Source organism: Shewanella sp. FDAARGOS_354 (assembly GCF_002209245.2).
In the GTDB taxonomy this organism is placed as follows: domain Bacteria; phylum Pseudomonadota; class Gammaproteobacteria; order Enterobacterales; family Shewanellaceae; genus Shewanella; species Shewanella xiamenensis.
The window spans coordinates 194,953-211,100 of record NZ_CP022089.2; the positions used below are offsets into that span (position 1 = coordinate 194,953).

The window sequence follows — 16,148 nt, forward strand, 5'->3', positions numbered from 1 at the left end:
ATTGTCATTACCATTACGGTATTGGATTAGATTAAGAAATCATCCATAGAACGGCCTTTATTGACTTCGTTCTTAAATACTGTTGGCATACGGCCTTGACCTGTCCACTGGATCACTTCGCCATCAACTTCAATTTGGTATTTCGCTGGACGAGGAGCGCGTTTCTTGCTCGAGGCTTTAACTGCAACACCACCTAAATCGTCGATTGATAAACCAACGGCTTCCATTTGTTGACGGATTTCTTCAATTTTTGCATTACGAGCAGCAATAGCTTGCTGTTCTTCTGCTTCCATTGACTCACGCTCAACTAAAATTTTATCTAGTTTAGCCGCTAAATCACGCAGTTCTTCAACGCTAAGATCTTTTACAGCAGCTTTAAAACGACGACCGTGAGTTAATATCTCTAAAAATTCGCTCATATCTATTTTCGTCCCACTCTATTTTTATTACAGGATAATGGTGAACAACAGCTAAATGATAGAAACTAATATTGCTCGAATCAAATAAAATTATGCAATAAACAAAAATTAAATATTATTTAATTTTTGAACTTTTTATATATGGCAAATAAGTGTTCAAAAATGTGGCCAATACGACAGTCTTAAAAATGCAAACAAGCGTTTGACTTTGGTTGACGTTAACGTTAACAGGACGTAAAGTGGCTCTATCCTGCATTGGTGATCACCAATGTTTTGTCCATGTACATGAAAGTGTAGGAAGGAAGCCCTATGAAAGTATTGGTGCCTGTTAAGCGCGTAGTTGATGCCAATGTGAAGGTCAGGGTAAAAGCTGACAACACCAGCGTTGATACCGCAAACCTCAAAATGGCGTTGAACCCTTTTTGTGAAATTGCAGTAGAAGAAGCGGTTCGTTTAAAAGAAGCGGGCAGTGCTACTGAAGTAGTGGTCGTCAGCATCGGCAATAAAGCCGTTCAAGAACAATTGCGTACCGCATTAGCATTAGGTGCTGATCGCGCGATTCACATTGATACTGAAGAAGAGTTAGCACCAGTATCAATTGCCAAATTACTTAAAGCAGTACAAGAAAAAGAACAAGCGCAATTAGTGCTGTTTGGTAAGCAATCCATTGATGGTGATAATAACCAAACGGGCCAAATGTTTGCTGCATTAACGGATATGCCGCAAGCGACCTTTGCTTCAGCAATTAAAGTTGAAGGTAATTCACTTCAAGTTGCTCGTGAGATAGATGGTGGTATGCAAACCTTAAATCTACCGTTGCCAGCTGTGGTGACTGCGGATTTACGTTTGAATGAGCCACGTTATGCCTCATTACCTAATATCATGAAAGCCAAACGTAAGCCGTTAGATGTGCTGACGGTAGCTGATTTAGGTGTGACGCTCAAAGCGCATCAAACGGTGATCAAGGTAACGCCGCCTGCTGAACGTAAGGCCGGTATTATGGTTGCGTCGGTAGCAGAGCTGGTTGAAAAGTTAAAGAATGAAGCGAAGGTGATCTAAATGGCCATTTTAGTATTAGCAGAACACGATAATGCGGCGCTGAAACTGGATACCGCTAAAGTTGTCACCGCAGCTCGTGCGATCGGCGGCGATGTACATGTATTGGTGGTGGGCCATCAATGTGGTGCAGTGGTGCAAGCCGCTCAAGCTCTACAAGGTGTCGCGCAAGTATTAGTTGCCGATAACAGCGCTTATGAAGCGCATTTAGCCGAAAACGTGGCTAAATTGCTGGTGGACTTAGCACCAAACTACAGCCATATTCTCGCAGCGGCATCGAGTGCGGGTAAAGACACGTTACCGCGTGTGGCAGCACTTTTAGATGTGGCGCAAATTTCGGAAGTGATTGGCGTGGTGAGTAGCGATACCTTTGTTCGCCCGATTTATGCGGGTAACGCCTTAGCGACAGTTCAAAGCCATGACGCTATCAAAGTGATGACAGTGCGTGCCAGTGCTTTCGATGCGGTGACACAGGGTAATAACGCTGCTGTGACTACCTTGGATAAAGTGTTTGAAGCCAAAGCTCAGTTTGTGTCTCAAGCGCTGACAGTTTCAGCACGTCCAGAGTTAGGTAATGCTGGCATTATCGTATCTGGTGGCCGTGGCATGGGCAGCGGTGAAAACTTCGGGATGTTAGAGCAACTGGCTGATAAGCTTGGTGCCGCAGTAGGAGCTTCGCGTGCGGCGGTTGACGCAGGCTTTGTTCCGAATGACTTGCAAGTCGGTCAAACTGGTAAAATTGTCGCACCTAACCTCTATATTGCAGTCGGTATTTCAGGCGCGATCCAACATTTAGCGGGAATGAAAGACGCTAAGGTGATTGTGGCTATCAACAAAGACCCTGAAGCGCCTATCTTCCAAGTTGCCGATTATGGCCTCGAAGCTGACCTGTTCGAAGCCGTTCCGCAGTTGATTGCAAGCTTAAGTTGATTTTATTTGTGAGCTAAGTCAGAGTAAGCGGCTTCGCGGTGGTAACTGCTTAGCCGCTTATGTTTTTATGAGCCTCACGCCCATGTATGGGCGTTCTTAGAAGTAGAGGCGCACCAAATATCAGTAGTGATCAGTAGGGTGATTCCGTTGATCGTTCACGAAAGGATTTGGTGCCGAAGTAGTTTGATTTATCACGATCAACTGCTGGGGTTGTGTCTAATAGGTACAACACTGCCATAGTATTTCCAGATACGGATATTAGGAATAGTTACTATGGAGCGCTACTGATAGGACAGGTGATCTTGGGTATCTATTGCCTTTTCCCACCAGTTCAGTCGCCCTCCATTCGTATTTTGACGAAGAAATAATCAATGACTGTAGTTAGTTATGCCGATTCGGCGCTTTCTTTGCTCCCGCCTGTGGTTGCAATTGTATTGGCGATTTTTACTCGCCGAGTGCTTCTTTCCCTCGGTTTAGGAATTGTGATTGGAGTATTATTGCTCAATCAACTTTCTCCTGTGGCCAGCGGTGAGTTTTTATTTAACAGTGTAAAAGGACTTTTTTGGTCGGAAGATGGCGTAAATTCTTGGAATTTATACATTCTCGGTTTCTTGATTGTATTGGGGATGATCACCGCTCTAATTACTGTGAGTGGTAGTGCTCGGGCATTTGCTGATTGGGCAATGTTACATATTCGTAATAAGCGCGATGCGAAATTACTGACCATGTTTTTAGGCTGTGTTGTTTTTATTGACGATTATTTCAATAGTTTAGTCGTTGGGTCTGTCGCAAGGCCTGTTACCGACCGTTACCATATTTCCCGCGCTAAGTTAGCTTATTTATTAGATTCTACCGCAGCACCAGTTTGTGTCATTTCACCGGTATCAAGTTGGGGCGCTTATATTATTGCGTTAATTGGCGGAATATTAACAGCACATGGTTTTGCGGATTCAGGGCATTTAAGTGTCTTTATTCAAATGATCCCTATGAATTTCTACGCAATTTTCTCTTTATTATTACTGCTTTGTGTGGCGTTTATGGGCTTAGATGTTGGCCCTATGCGTGAACATGAATTAAATGCCATGCGCGGTAATTTATACGATGAGACTAAAGGTTTACCGCCAGGTGCTAATGCTGATTTACCCGAAGCTGAAACAGGTAAAATCCTCGGGTTATTCCTACCTATCACAGTACTGGTATTTGCGACCCTGTATTTTATGATCGATAGCGGTGCCCAAGTATTAGCTAAAGAAGGCATTGAATTTAATATTATTTCTGCTTTCGAGAAAACCGATGTGAGTTCATCACTGTTCTTTGGTGCCCTGATTGGTTTAGCGGTTGCGCTGGTACTTAACTTAGTGCAAGGCGTTGAAAAATCAATGGTATTAAAAGGTGTAGTGCAGGGCGCTCGCTCTATGTTGCCTGCGATTTACATCTTGTTATTTGCTTGGACCATTGCAGGTGTGATCGGCCAGCTTGAAACCGGTAAGTTTATGGCTAGCCTAGCCACTGGGAATATTCCCTTTGCTTTCTTACCTGCATTAATTTTTGTGTTAGCGGGCCTGACCAAAATGCGCGACAAGCCCCGTGCTTTTAGCGCGGGGAAGGATAGCGCAAGTTGCGAAGCAACTTAATGCGGCCTATCTTGTTGCTCAATATATTGCCTTAATACGTCTATTGGAGCGCCCCCAACAGATCCTGCAAAGTAGCTGGGCGACCAAAGTGCATTTTTCATGTAGGCTGGCTTATGAAGATTTGGATAGTACTGTTTCAACTTCCTGCTAGAAACCCCCTTTAGACTATTAACCAGCTTCGATATAGCCACTTTCGGTGGGTAGTTCACTAACAGGTGAACGTGGTCTTGCTCCCCGTTAAACTCTACGATCTCAGCCTCAAAATCCGCACAGACTTTTTCCATGATGTCTCGCATCGTTTTTAGATGCGCATCCGTAAATAACTTGCCACGATATTTAGCAATAAAAATAAGATGCACATGCATCATAAATACGCAGTGCCTTCCTCTTCGTAATTCCATAGGCCAACCTTTACAATCAAGCTTAAAGAACCTATATTAGTGCATTATGAGCATTCAGACCAAAACTTTAAGTGTTAGGGTAAAAGATAAACATGCGAAGCTGTTAAGACAGATGGCGTATGAAGTAAATCAATGCTTTAACCTGGCCAACGAACTAACCATGAAAGCGAGTCGCAACTATAGCGATGCTGGCGCGGTTAGACCTGTCTGGATGTCGGCTTACGATGTGCAAAAACCGATTCTAAGTTTTAGGAACGAATCTGGATTTATTATTCCATCCCACACAGCTCAAGAGGTCTGCGCCAAACACGCCCAAGCAAGAAAACAATTCAAACGAGCGAAGTTACGTTGGCGAATAAGCTCAGGCTCTAAACACTCTCTTGGCTTTGTGCCGTTTAAAAAAGGTTCTGCTAAGTGGAAGAGTGGGCAAGTCTTATTCGCAAAACAGCACTTTAAGGTTTGGGATACCTACGGGCTTTCACAATACGAGTTTACTTCAGGATCTTTCTCTGAAGACTCAAGAGGACGCTGGTACTTTAATGTGTGTGTTCATGTAGGCGCCTCAGCGCCCACCTCTGGAAAGACAGCCATCGGTATCGATCTAGGGTTAAAAGATACGGCAACTTGCAGTGATGGGGCTAAATTAGAACGGGGGAACTTCTACCGCGATCTAGAGGCGGATTTAGGCGTTGCCCAAAGAGCAAATAAGAAAAAGCGAGTCAAGGCCATTCATGCGAAGATCAAGAATCGTCGCAAAGATGCTTTGCATAAATTTAGTACGCGGCTGGTCAATGAAAATGCCGCAATATTTGTTGGCGATGTGAGCAGCTCCAAGTTAGCGAAAACTAAAATGGCAAAATCGGTTTTAGACGCAGGCTGGTCAATGCTCAAAACACAATTGGAATATAAAGCGATAGCGCGGTCAGTTGTGTTCGAAATAGTCAATGAATCCTACTCCACCCAGACCTGTTCGAGCTGTGGGGCGATCCCCGTCAGCAGTCCGAAAGGTAGAACTGGTCTTGGAATAAGAGAATGGGTGTGCTCTGAGTGCGGAGCAGAGCACGACCGCGATATAAACGCGGCAACCAATATTCTCGCGGCGGGGCATCGCCGTCTAGCTGTAGGAATCCCCGTGCTTTAGCGCGGGGAGGATGTCAATGCATTCTCTACAGGAACCAGTTGGGGTACGTTCGGGATTATGCTGCCGATAGCTGCGGATATGGCGATGGGCAGTCACACAGCCATGATGTTACCTATGCTGGCTTCGGTATTAGCGGGGGCGGTATTTGGTGATCATTGTTCACCGATTTCTGATACCACTATTTTGTCGTCGACGGGGGCCAGTTGCCATCATATCGACCACGTAGTGACGCAGCTTCCCTACGCAGTAATCGTTGCGCTGATCAGCATGATCGGCTACGTAGTGCTTGGCTTTACTGAATCGGTCAATGCGGGATTAGTGGCTTGTAGCATATTGTTTGTATTGACGATTTTTGGTTTGCACATTAAATCCAAAAGTACGGCTTTATAAGTCCGTGATTTAACTTCGCTCTTATATTGAGAATGTAAAACAAATCAGCCAGCAACTATGCTGGCTGATTTTTATCTACTCAGTATCTAAAATTACTGAGTCTGATTGAGCCCACGGCGGTTGAGTAAACCTTCAGTGGTAGGCTCTTGGCCGCGGAAGTTCTTGTAAGCTTCCATTGGCGCAATACTGTTGCCCACTTCGCGAATGGTCTTACGGTATTTCATGCCGATCTCACGGTTTAGGCCGCCTTGGGTTTGCACATAGGCAAAGGCGTCAGCCGCTAAAATTTCACTCCACATATACGCGTAGTAACTTGCTGAGTAACCACCTGGGAAGGCGTGGGCAAAGTAAGTTGACTTATAACGTGGTGGTACGGCGGTGATATTTAAGCCGTGCTTTTTCAGCGCATTAGCCTCAAAGGTCGCTACATCTTGCAATGGTGCATCAGGGCTTAATGAGTGCCATTCCATATCCACTAGCGCCGCAGCCATATACTCTAACGTATCGAAGCCTTGGTTAAAGCTGCCGGATTTTAACAGTTTTTGCAGTAACTCATCAGGGATAGGCTTGCCTGTTTCGTAGTGCTTGGCGTAGTTGGCTAACACTTTAGGGTGGGCCGCCCAATCTTCTTCGAAAGTCGATGGAAATTCCACAAAGTCACGGGATACCGAAGTCCCAGAAAGACTTGGGTAAGTCACTTTGGAGAACATACCGTGGGTACCGTGGCCCATTTCGTGGAACATCGTGGTGACTTCGTTATAGCTGACGAAGGTAGGTTGGCCATCAGGCGCCTTTTTAATGTTCATCACGTTAACTACGACAGGCTTAGTACCTTCGAGGAAGGATTGCCCTACAAACGAGCTCATCCATGCGCCACCGCGTTTACCTTCACGGGCAAAGTAATCAGCATAGAAAATCGCCATGCTTGAGCCATCGGCATCAAACATTTCATAGGCTTTCACATCTGGGTGGTATACAGGCAAATCTGGACGTGGTTTTAACGTCACGCCATACAACTCTTTAAGCGTATAGAACACGCCGTCTTCGAGGACGCGGTTAAATTCGAAGTAGGGACGAATGCTATTGGCATCAAGAGCGTATTTTTCTTGGCGGACTTTCTCTGCGTAAAACTCCCAGTCCCATGGTGCGAGTTCAAACTTGCCACCGGTCTTGTTGATCATCGCTTGGATATCGGCCGCTTCTTTCTCTGTGTTGGCGACTACGGCTGGCACCATAGAGCCAAACATGCTGTAAACCGCTTCTGGCGTTTTTGCCATTTGCGGTGTAAGGCGATAGCTAGCCCAGTTCTCATAACCTAAGAGAGCCGCGCGCTCGGCACGTAATTGGGCTAAGCGAGACACTAAAGATGCGGTTTCGTTTTCACCCGTTAAGCCACGGTTTGCCGAGGCTTCCCAAATGCGCTGGCGCAGTTCACGGTTCTCTAAAGAGGCGAGTATTGGCTGGCGAGTAGTGTTGGTGATATTGATTAAGTACTTACCTTCATGGCCTGCTGCCTTGGCATCATTTGCTGCCGAGGTGATTTCACTGTCGCTTAGGCCTGCGAGTTGTTCTTTGTTATCGACAACAATAGCGATTTCTTTGGTTAAGCGTAGTAAACGTTGAGAGAACTCGTTGGTCAGCGTTGATTGTTCTTCGTTCAGGGCGCGGATTTTTACTTTCTGCTCATCGGTCAGCTTAGCGCCAGCCATGATAAAGCGCTGGTGATACACCTCAACCAAACGTACCGCTTCAGGCGTTAAACCTAAGTTATTGCGGTCGTTATAGATGGCTTCAATACGAGCGAATAGCGCAGGATTAAGGTTGATGTTATCCGAGTGAGCAGCCATTTTGGGTGCCATTTCACCTTGGATTTTACGCAGGGCTGGATTGCTGTTCGAACCTGCGAGGTTGTAAAACACGCTCGATGCACGGTTGAGCAGGGCGCCGCTTTTTTCCATGGCGACAATTGTGTTATCAAAGGTTGGCGCAGCAGGATTGTTAGCAATTGCTAAAATTTCTTGATACTGCTCTTTAATACCTTGTTCTAAAGCGGGCTGAAAATGCTCGTCTTTAATAACGCTGAAATCAGGTGCTTGATATTGCAGTGTACTGGCTTGGAATAAGGGGTTTTGGGTTTGTACTGCGGTGACATTTGCAGCTTTTGTATCTTGAGTGCTACAGCCAGCTAGTGCTCCGGTCATCAGTGTGGCGCCAATGGCGATGGCAATAAAACTTTTACGCATAGTTGAGTGATTTCCTTAGAATTGTAGTTTTTGTGACTCTAGCGTTACTAACTTAAATAGGACTGAAAACCTATGGGATGAAGTTGTAAGTAAAAGTAAACAAAAAAAGCGCCCCAAGGTTACGGGGCGCTTTGAACTATTTTCTTGCAGGGAAAATAGTGGGACGATTAACTATTTACGGGTGAAGTTGTGGTATTTGTCGATACCTGATCTGCTACCTGTGTTATGGCAAACAGCACATGCTTCTCCTGTTGGTTGTTTGAACCAATCACCTACGGCAGGAACGCTGATCTCGCCACCATTGCTAGCCATGTGAGCTTTGACTGCATCGCCTGTGTGGCAAGCATAGCAGTTAGCGGTAACAGGGCTGGTCATTTTGTTACCAGGTTCAAGGATGTATTGGTTTGGTATTTTGTTTAAATCAATCGCGGTTTCGTGACAGGCAACACAGCTTGTGACTGGGTTGATTGCACCTGCACCGTTAGCGGTTTTCGCTTGAGTGCCATCGGCCTTCATCTCACCGACATTCGCACCGTTGCCCCAGTGCCAGCTGTGCACCATAGGACCAAAACCAGCACCGAGTGTGGCTGATGTCCGTGCCATACCATTATCATGGCAAGCTACGCAAGCCTTACCGCCTTCGTCAAATGCGCCATTTTTGTGGAATGCGGTGGCATCATTGTGACAAGTAGTACAGCTGTTATCACTGACTACGGTGCGACGTTCAAAGGCGGATACTTTGGTTGCAGTCGCAGGATCGACTACATCAGAGTATGCGGTGAACGAGACCCCCATTGAGCCGTCATAGCCATTGGCTCTGAGGCTGCCATTGCTTTGATAGCGTTGGTTACCGTCGTACTCCATCCAACCTGCGGTGCTGAAGGTCACACGTGCAGAGTAGACATAGTTGGCGTTTACAGGGCTGATATCGGTCAGCAGATGACAGATATTTTTAGTACCATCAGCATTGTAGCCATAGTAATAGTTAGTACGGTTACCTGGGCGACCGACTAAGCTATTTTTTTCGTAGGAATGCAGATAAGCACCTGCGTAAACAATCGGTTTCTTAGCATCAAATACCAGCGGATTTGAGTAGTTGAAGTTATCTTTAATGCTAAAGATATTACCGTCAGTATCTTTTACTGTCAGAGTGGTACACCAGCCTGGTGCGGTAACGGCAGAAGCTGCACCAGTTGGCGCATAATGATCTGTTTTTGTTGAAATATCATCAACTTTAACAGGGGTAGATAATTCAAGTTTATACTTAGCACGTAATGCTTGGCGCTCAGTAATACCTGTTTTACCTTCATGCATCGGACGGACATCGGCACCATTACTTGGCACAATCGCGCCTGGTACACCACCAGTATTGTGACAGTCAATACAGCCTGGGCCTGAAACATTAATATTGGTTGGAGCTTCAACGTGGCAAGAACTACAGTTCATCACGCTGAAATCTTTAGTAAATTTCTGGTGATTAATGTGGCCAATCTTAGACAGTGTGTTGGTTGAATAACCGCCGATAGAGAAACCTTCGGCATTTTTTGCTGCAAAGCTAACTGAGCCGTGACAGACTAAACAGCCTTCAACGAAGGTGACTTCGCTGTCCATACCGGTTGCTACATATTTAGTGTGTTTACGTGGGCTTGTTGAATAGTCTACGTGACAGGAATAGCAACTATCGGTCGTGGTTGAATGAGTTCCCTCTGGCTTGTTCACCACCAGCGGTGCTGAGAGAGCAATGCCAGTTTCAGCATTACCGCCGACTCTGAGCCATACAATACCTTCGGTACCTGCGTTAACACCTTTCATTGGGGCTTTAAAGCTATAGTGACCATCGCCTAATGAAGTGAGCAGAGCGCCCTCAGTTGCTTGAGTCGCAGCGCCACCGATATTGACGTTATCTTTGACAGGATTGCCACTTGCGTCTGTTTTGTCGGCTTCATTTCTATTATTGATAAAGCCTTTATCGGTTAATGCTGCAACTTTGGCTTCAGCATTTTTCAGTCCATTGATTAAGTTGCCATTTTCGTCAGTGATCTGAAATTCATAGGTGATATTGCCTTCACCAAAGCTATAGTTCAGTACTTTTACATTGGTGACTGTTGAACTCGTGACTGGTGGTGGAACCCAAGGTTCACCCGGTGTTCCTGGTGTGCCAGGTGTCCCCGGAGTGCCTGGCGCGCCATCTACACCATCTTTACCATCACTGCCGCAACCAACGAGAGCACCGGTAAGTGCTAACGCGACAACATATGCCAGTTTTTTAGAGGTGAATATTCTCATCATAATCTCCATTAATCCAATACGCATTTAAAGGCACGGATTGCAGCACTAACGTTTGCAGGGGAGATTAGTGCTTTGAACCGCTGATTTCATTTGCAAGCATCGAATACTTTTATTTTTTAAATTGAGTACTTTTAGTCTCAGATGAAATAATACTGTTATTGATATGTTTGTTTTTTTGAACCAAACCGCATTTAGGACTATAACTTTGGAGGTAGATCACATTTCTAAACTTTTGTTAATGCGATTGGCTTTGTTTCCTAAATCGATTCAGCGAGCAAAGCTCCTCATAATCGTTTGAATATTAAACTACACGGTAAGTTTCAGGCATGCCTAGCCCAGTGAGTTTGTTCAACGCCTTTATCATCGCGTAAGTTTCTCCTACCTGACCGTTATAATTTCGCAGGCTCAATCTGCCACCAAGTAGTTGCTTCACTCTGTACATTGCTGTTTCTGAGATTGACCGCCGATGATAACCATACCGTTTTTTCCACTGTTTATTTGAACCATGAAGCTGTTGCCAACTGACCGCTAAGTTACGCGGATGACCTTGTTCCCAGAGCGCGGCACCTTCCCTCGGTGGAATGAGTACTAAAGCCCGTTTTCTACGAACGGCATCGTGACAGGCTCTTGTGTCGTAAGCACCATCACCTGAGATATTGCGGATTTTGCGATGGGTTTGCTTGAGCAAATTCGGCATAACTTCAGCGTCAGTGACACCGGATAAACTCAGTTCCGCTGCAATAATTTCATGGCTATGGGTATCGACAGCGATATGCAGCTTACGCCACACGCGGCGCTTGCCATCTGTGCCATGTTTCTTCACTTTCCACTCACCTTCGCCATAAACCTTCAAGCCTGTCGAGTCGATAGCCAAGTGCTCAATGGTGCCACGCGTCTTGGTTTTAAAAGCAATCTTGACGGTTTTAGCGCGTTTGCTGATGCAAGTGTAATGTGGGCACGAAAGCGGAATATCAGCCAGTTTAAACACCGAGTTGATAAAGCCTTGTAACGCTCGTAGTGGCATCGAGAAAACACGTTTAACCATCAGCGCGGTGGTAATGGCTAAGTCGCTAAATACGCGTGGTCGACCTTTCCTTGGTTGCTCGGCCTTAGCTTTCCACTGGGCGATAGCGTCCTCATCAATCCAGAAGGTAAGTGAGCCACGATTGATCAGGGCTTGATTGTATTGCTTCCAGTTGATTGTTTTATATTGAGGTTTTGACACGATTGATGGGCGAGTTGATGGGCTATGTCGATCAGATCACCAGCTATGGTTTTAGTTCAACTGATTTAGGAAACAAAGCCAATGCGATTTTTCTTAATTAAAACAATATTTAAGGTTAAATTAAGGTTGTTGTAACAATTGCGCTTTTATGGCTTTATCTGTTTCCATATGTTGAGCGTTGAACAGAAATACGAACAATGATTTTCAAAGTTGATTGACCATGAAATCACTAAAATATCCATTCTAGATATTTAGATTGAGATTTCAGTATAAAAGCTGAGAAAGGCCTAGTGTGCTAGGGTCAAGCGCAATGCTAAACTAAGCGGCATAAACTCTGGTGACAGAGATATGATCAATCAGTTTGAAAAAGGGATTCATTTTGGCGCAATTGTACTTTTACTATTCAGCAATGAATGCGGGTAAATCTACCTCTTTATTACAATCTTCCTATAACTACCGTGAGCGCGGTATGAATACGTTAGTGATGACGGCTTCTATCGATGATCGATACGGTAAGGGCAAAGTAGCTTCGCGGATTGGTATTGAGACTGAGGCGCAGGTTTTTAGCCGTGATGACAACTTGATTGAAATGATTACCGCTGCCCATCAAGTGAATCATCTGAGTTGTGTGTTGGTTGACGAATGCCAGTTTTTAACTAAAGAACAAGTCAAACAACTTACATATATTGTTGATAATATAGATATCCCTGTATTGTGCTATGGATTGAGGACTGACTTTCAAGGTGAGCTTTTTAGTGGTAGCCATTATTTATTAGCTTGGGCAGATAAATTAATTGAGCTAAAAACCATTTGTCACTGTGGTCGCAAAGCGAATATGGTGGTGCGGCTAGATGGTGAAGGAAAAGTCATGCGCGAAGGTGAGCAGGTCGCAATTGGCGGTAATGAAAGTTACGAATCGGTATGCCGTAAACATTTTCGTGAGTTTATTTGGGATTAACCTAAGCTCGGTTAGCACTTAACCAAAATATAAGAATTTTTGTGCTAACCACTTTGAGGCTTGCTGCCAAGTCATTAAAATATGGTGAGATATAACACATATAATCCATCATCCAAGAGCAGTTAGATCTTGTTCGAGCAAGGTAATAAGAATGTATCGCGGCGATACGCTCAGATAAGCATAAGTGTGAGTTTTGCCGTTGTACTTCATGTTGATGCATTAAGCATAAGTTGGGAAAAATCCCACGTAGAAAGGATGTGTTAAGTGATTTTTTGGAGCCGTTTTGCCTAATTCTACGCAAGAAATGCAATTTGAAAACTATCGTCCTCGTCCGCCACAACCCGAGCCTAAGGCAAAGCGTGAGCGTAAGCCTAGATCTAAAGGGCGTGCTTGGTTTCTATTATTTATTCTGGTTTTTTGTTTAGCGATTTTGATTGGTCAGGAGGTCAAAACCTCTTATTACCAGTCTAAGTATATTCACCAATACGCTAAAACTCTGACCTATGAGCTGAAAAACGAGCCTACTCAGTCGATTATCTATCCAAGTTATGGCCCCTTCGATGAGCGTCATGGCTACAGTAAGTTGCCACAATATATTGATCGCTTATTGCAACGTAATTTCCAAGTGACACAGCAGGTTGAGTTTTCTCCTGCGTTGCAGGAATACGCCCAGATAGGCTTTTTCCCGCCTTACCATGAGAAAGCACAATCGGGTTTGACTTTGCTTGACTGTCGCAATACCGATCTCTACGAGTTCACTTATCCAAAACGTGTGTATCAGGATGACGATAAAATCCCTAATGAAATCGTCAATACTTTGCTGTTTATTGAAAACCGCGAGTTGTGGACCACAGAGCCAAAACTAAATCCGGTGATTGATTGGCCACGTTTTATTGTGGCGGGGATGAGCCAAATCGCTGAAATGGTGGGGATGAATGTCTCAACAGCGGGTGGCAGTACACTGGCGACGCAAATTGAAAAGTTCCGCCATTCTTCTCAGGGATTAACTTTAAGTATCAAGGATAAATTGCTGCAAATAGCCTCAGCAACAGTGCGAGTGTACCAACAGGGAGAAATCACTGAACCTGCCCGTAAACGTATCATCCAAGATTACTTAAACACAGTGCCTTTATCCTCAGCCCCTAACCACGGTGAAGTGCATGGCATAGGTGACGGCCTATGGGCTTGGTTTGGTACTGACTTCGATACAGCAAACCAGCTGTTGTCTTCCCCTCAAATTAAAGCTAATACAGCCAAACGTGGCCAAGTGTTTCGCCAGGTGGTAGCACTGATGATTGCTCAGCGTCGTCCTTCCTATTACCTATTACAGGGACATGAAGATTTAGAGAATCTAGTTGATAGCCATATCCGTTTACTCGGCCAATATTATCTGATTGACCGTAAACTCAGGGATGCCGCACTAGGACAAAAATTACAGTTTAAAGTCGCTAAACCTCAGCGTAATACCCAATCGGGCGCAGACAAGGGCGTTAACACTATCCGTATTCGTACAGCGGGTATGTTGAATGTCGGCTTATATGATTTGGACCGACTCGATTTAACCGTGAATAGTAGTCTACACAGTGAGTTACAACAGCAAGTAAGTAACTACTTACGCAGCCTTGGGCAAACTTCAACGGCTGAAAAAGTCGGACTTTTAGGTGAGCGTTTACTCGAACCTAGCCAACTGCAAAACGTACTCTACAGTTTTACGCTGTATGAAAAAACCGCCACGGCCAATCGTGTACGGGTACAAACAGACAGTACTGACCAACCTTTCGATATTAACGAAGGTAGTAAGTTGGAGCTTGGGTCGACGGCAAAGCTAAGGGTGCTCGCGACTTACCTTGAGATCATTGCTGAAATTCACGATAAGTATTCGAAAAAGCACGGCATTGAGTTGGAGTCGATTGTGATTGAACCTCGCGATCATCTCACGCGCTGGGCGATTGACTATTTGATTGTCAATCCCGATAGGCGCCTTGATCGCATGCTCGACGCTGCGCTGCAACGGGAATATTCCGCCTCGCCTAATGAGCAGTTCTTCACCGGCGGTGGTTTGCATGTATTTAATAACTTTAAGAAAACGGAAGATCTTAAGGTTCCGACCATGTATCAAGCACTGCAAGACTCGATCAACTTGCCCTTCGTGCGCTTAATGCGTGACATTGTCAACTACAGCAGCAGTATGCAAAACGAAGGCAATATGGCGCGTTTGCTGCGCAATGATAAGGATCCGCGCCGAGAGGAATATCTGCGGGTATTTGCTGATCGTGAAGGCAATACCTTCGTGACTAAGTTCTACCGTAAATATAAGAAAGTGGCAGCCAATGAGCGTTTAGAACTGTTTTTCGATGGTCAAACCCAAGCTGAACAACAACTCACTGCGGCTTATCGTTATTTGCAGCCTAATGAGTCTATCGCCGCCTTTAAGGCCTTTTTACAGCAGCGGCTACCACAAAATAGTTACACCGATAAGCGCATCAAAGAGCTATATAACAAGTACGGCCCCGAAAAATATAACCTCCCAGATCAAGGTTATATCGCGCGGGTGCATCCGCTTGAACTCTGGGTACTCGATTATTTGAATCAACATCCTGAAGCTAACCTCAACGATGTGAAGGAGGCGAGTAAAGATGAGCGGCAAGAGGTTTACCGTTGGTTGTTTAGAACTCGGCACAAAAACGCAAGGGATGTGCGAGTACAAGTAATGCTGGAGGTCGAAGCTTTCCTTGATATTCATCAGCGTTGGGCGCGTTTAGGCTATCCCTTTGAATCTATGGTGCCTTCTTTAGGTTCGGCGCTCGGTAGCTCGGGCGACAGACCTGCTGCTTTAGCGGAATTAATGGGGATTATTCAAAATGATGGTTATCGTTTACCGACGGTGCGGATTAATCAATTGCACTTTGCTGAAGGTACGCCCTATGAAGTACGGCTCGAAAACCAAAATACCCAAGGCGAACGAGTGATGCGTCATGAAGTCGCCCAGGCGTTAAAGGCGGCGTTGGCAAATGTCGTTCAAAACGGTACTGCACGACGTCTTAAGGGTATCTTTACCGATGATAACGGCGAGATGCTGGCCATTGGCGGCAAAACGGGTACGGGCGATAACCGTATTGTGACCCAGATGCAGCAGGGCCGAAAAGTCGCTACCACGGCGATGAACCGTACTGCGACTTTTGTGTTTTACTTAGGTGATAACTACTTCGGCACCTTAACTGCCTTTGTGCCAGGTAGTAAGTCCGATGATTTTAGTTTTACCTCGGCGCTGCCATTACAAGTGATGAAAGGGATGATGCCTATTCTTGCGCCTTATGTGAAATCATCAAAAGGTATGTGCGTGCGGGATGAGTAATGACTCACTTTTGCAATATGTGTTTTTGGAACATAAGCATTGTAATGAGTTTGCAGTTCCTTAGATAAAGTAAACCCCGCAGCCGTGTTCCGGTTTGCGGGGTTTTT

Annotated in this window: 10 protein-coding genes, 2 pseudogenes and 1 riboswitch; of the genes and pseudogenes, 7 read left to right on the top strand and 5 right to left on the bottom strand. The window is 45.2% G+C overall.

Annotated features, from left to right (window positions below):
• Positions 1–26 precede the first annotated feature (26 nt).
• Positions 27–419, bottom strand: coding sequence for an H-NS family nucleoid-associated regulatory protein (locus CEQ32_RS00980; RefSeq protein WP_037420523.1), 393 nt, complete (start codon positions 417–419; stop codon positions 27–29).
• 309 nt (positions 420–728) lie between these two features.
• Here CEQ32_RS00980 and CEQ32_RS00985 point away from each other — a divergent pair, with 309 nt between their 5' ends.
• The 3 genes and pseudogenes from CEQ32_RS00985 to CEQ32_RS00995 all read left to right on the top strand — a co-directional run.
• Entirely contained in the window at positions 729–1,478 is a 750-nt protein-coding gene (locus CEQ32_RS00985; protein ID WP_037420526.1) for an electron transfer flavoprotein subunit beta/FixA family protein, read from the top strand.
• Positions 1,479–2,405, top strand: a complete 927-nt coding sequence (locus CEQ32_RS00990) for an electron transfer flavoprotein subunit alpha/FixB family protein (protein WP_037420528.1) — start codon at positions 1,479–1,481, stop codon at positions 2,403–2,405. It abuts the gene before it with no gap.
• A 95-nt stretch (positions 2,406–2,500) separates the two neighbouring features.
• Positions 2,501–2,697: riboswitch (Lysine riboswitch) on the top strand.
• Positions 2,698–2,776: 79 nt separating this feature from the next.
• A pseudogene (locus CEQ32_RS00995) lies at positions 2,777–4,009 on the top strand (Na+/H+ antiporter NhaC family protein); the annotation flags it as partial.
• A 26-nt stretch (positions 4,010–4,035) separates the two neighbouring features.
• On the opposite strand, the gene tnpA reads toward CEQ32_RS00995, so the two are convergent.
• Positions 4,036–4,440 carry an IS200/IS605 family transposase gene (gene tnpA, locus CEQ32_RS01000; protein ID WP_069453179.1) on the bottom strand — a complete coding sequence of 135 codons (405 nt, stop codon included), beginning with the start codon at positions 4,438–4,440 and terminating at the stop codon, positions 4,036–4,038.
• A 46-nt stretch (positions 4,441–4,486) separates the two neighbouring features.
• On the opposite strand from tnpA, the gene CEQ32_RS01005 reads away from it, so the two are divergent.
• Together CEQ32_RS01005 and CEQ32_RS01010 are read left to right on the top strand one after the other, a co-directional pair.
• Positions 4,487–5,581 (top strand): RNA-guided endonuclease InsQ/TnpB family protein, encoded by a 1,095-nt coding sequence (locus CEQ32_RS01005; protein ID WP_083243992.1) that lies wholly within the window; start codon positions 4,487–4,489, stop codon positions 5,579–5,581.
• A 12-nt stretch (positions 5,582–5,593) separates the two neighbouring features.
• Positions 5,594–5,971, top strand: a pseudogene (locus CEQ32_RS01010) (Na+/H+ antiporter NhaC family protein); the annotation flags it as partial.
• Positions 5,972–6,063: 92 nt separating this feature from the next.
• On the opposite strand, the gene CEQ32_RS01015 reads toward CEQ32_RS01010, so the two are convergent.
• From CEQ32_RS01015 to CEQ32_RS01025, 3 genes are all read right to left on the bottom strand, one after another.
• Complete coding sequence (locus CEQ32_RS01015; protein ID WP_055646638.1) at positions 6,064–8,214, bottom strand: M3 family metallopeptidase; 2,151 nt, start codon at positions 8,212–8,214, stop codon at positions 6,064–6,066.
• Positions 8,215–8,385: 171 nt separating this feature from the next.
• The gene (locus CEQ32_RS01020; RefSeq protein ID WP_055646637.1) at positions 8,386–10,500 is read right to left on the bottom strand and encodes a multiheme c-type cytochrome; all 2,115 of its coding nucleotides are present in this window, start codon (positions 10,498–10,500) and stop codon (positions 8,386–8,388) included.
• 304 nt (positions 10,501–10,804) lie between these two features.
• Positions 10,805–11,728 carry an IS5-like element ISSpu11 family transposase gene (locus CEQ32_RS01025; RefSeq protein WP_069455281.1) on the bottom strand — a complete coding sequence of 308 codons (924 nt, stop codon included), beginning with the start codon at positions 11,726–11,728 and terminating at the stop codon, positions 10,805–10,807.
• Between the two features lie 379 nt (positions 11,729–12,107).
• Between CEQ32_RS01025 and CEQ32_RS01030 the strand changes: the two genes are divergently transcribed.
• Both CEQ32_RS01030 and CEQ32_RS01035 read left to right on the top strand, forming a co-directional pair.
• Positions 12,108–12,686, top strand: coding sequence for a thymidine kinase (locus CEQ32_RS01030; protein WP_037420539.1), 579 nt, complete (start codon positions 12,108–12,110; stop codon positions 12,684–12,686).
• Between the two features lie 283 nt (positions 12,687–12,969).
• Complete coding sequence (locus CEQ32_RS01035) at positions 12,970–16,041, top strand: transglycosylase domain-containing protein (protein ID WP_069455280.1); 3,072 nt, start codon at positions 12,970–12,972, stop codon at positions 16,039–16,041.
• Positions 16,042–16,148 lie beyond the last annotated feature (107 nt).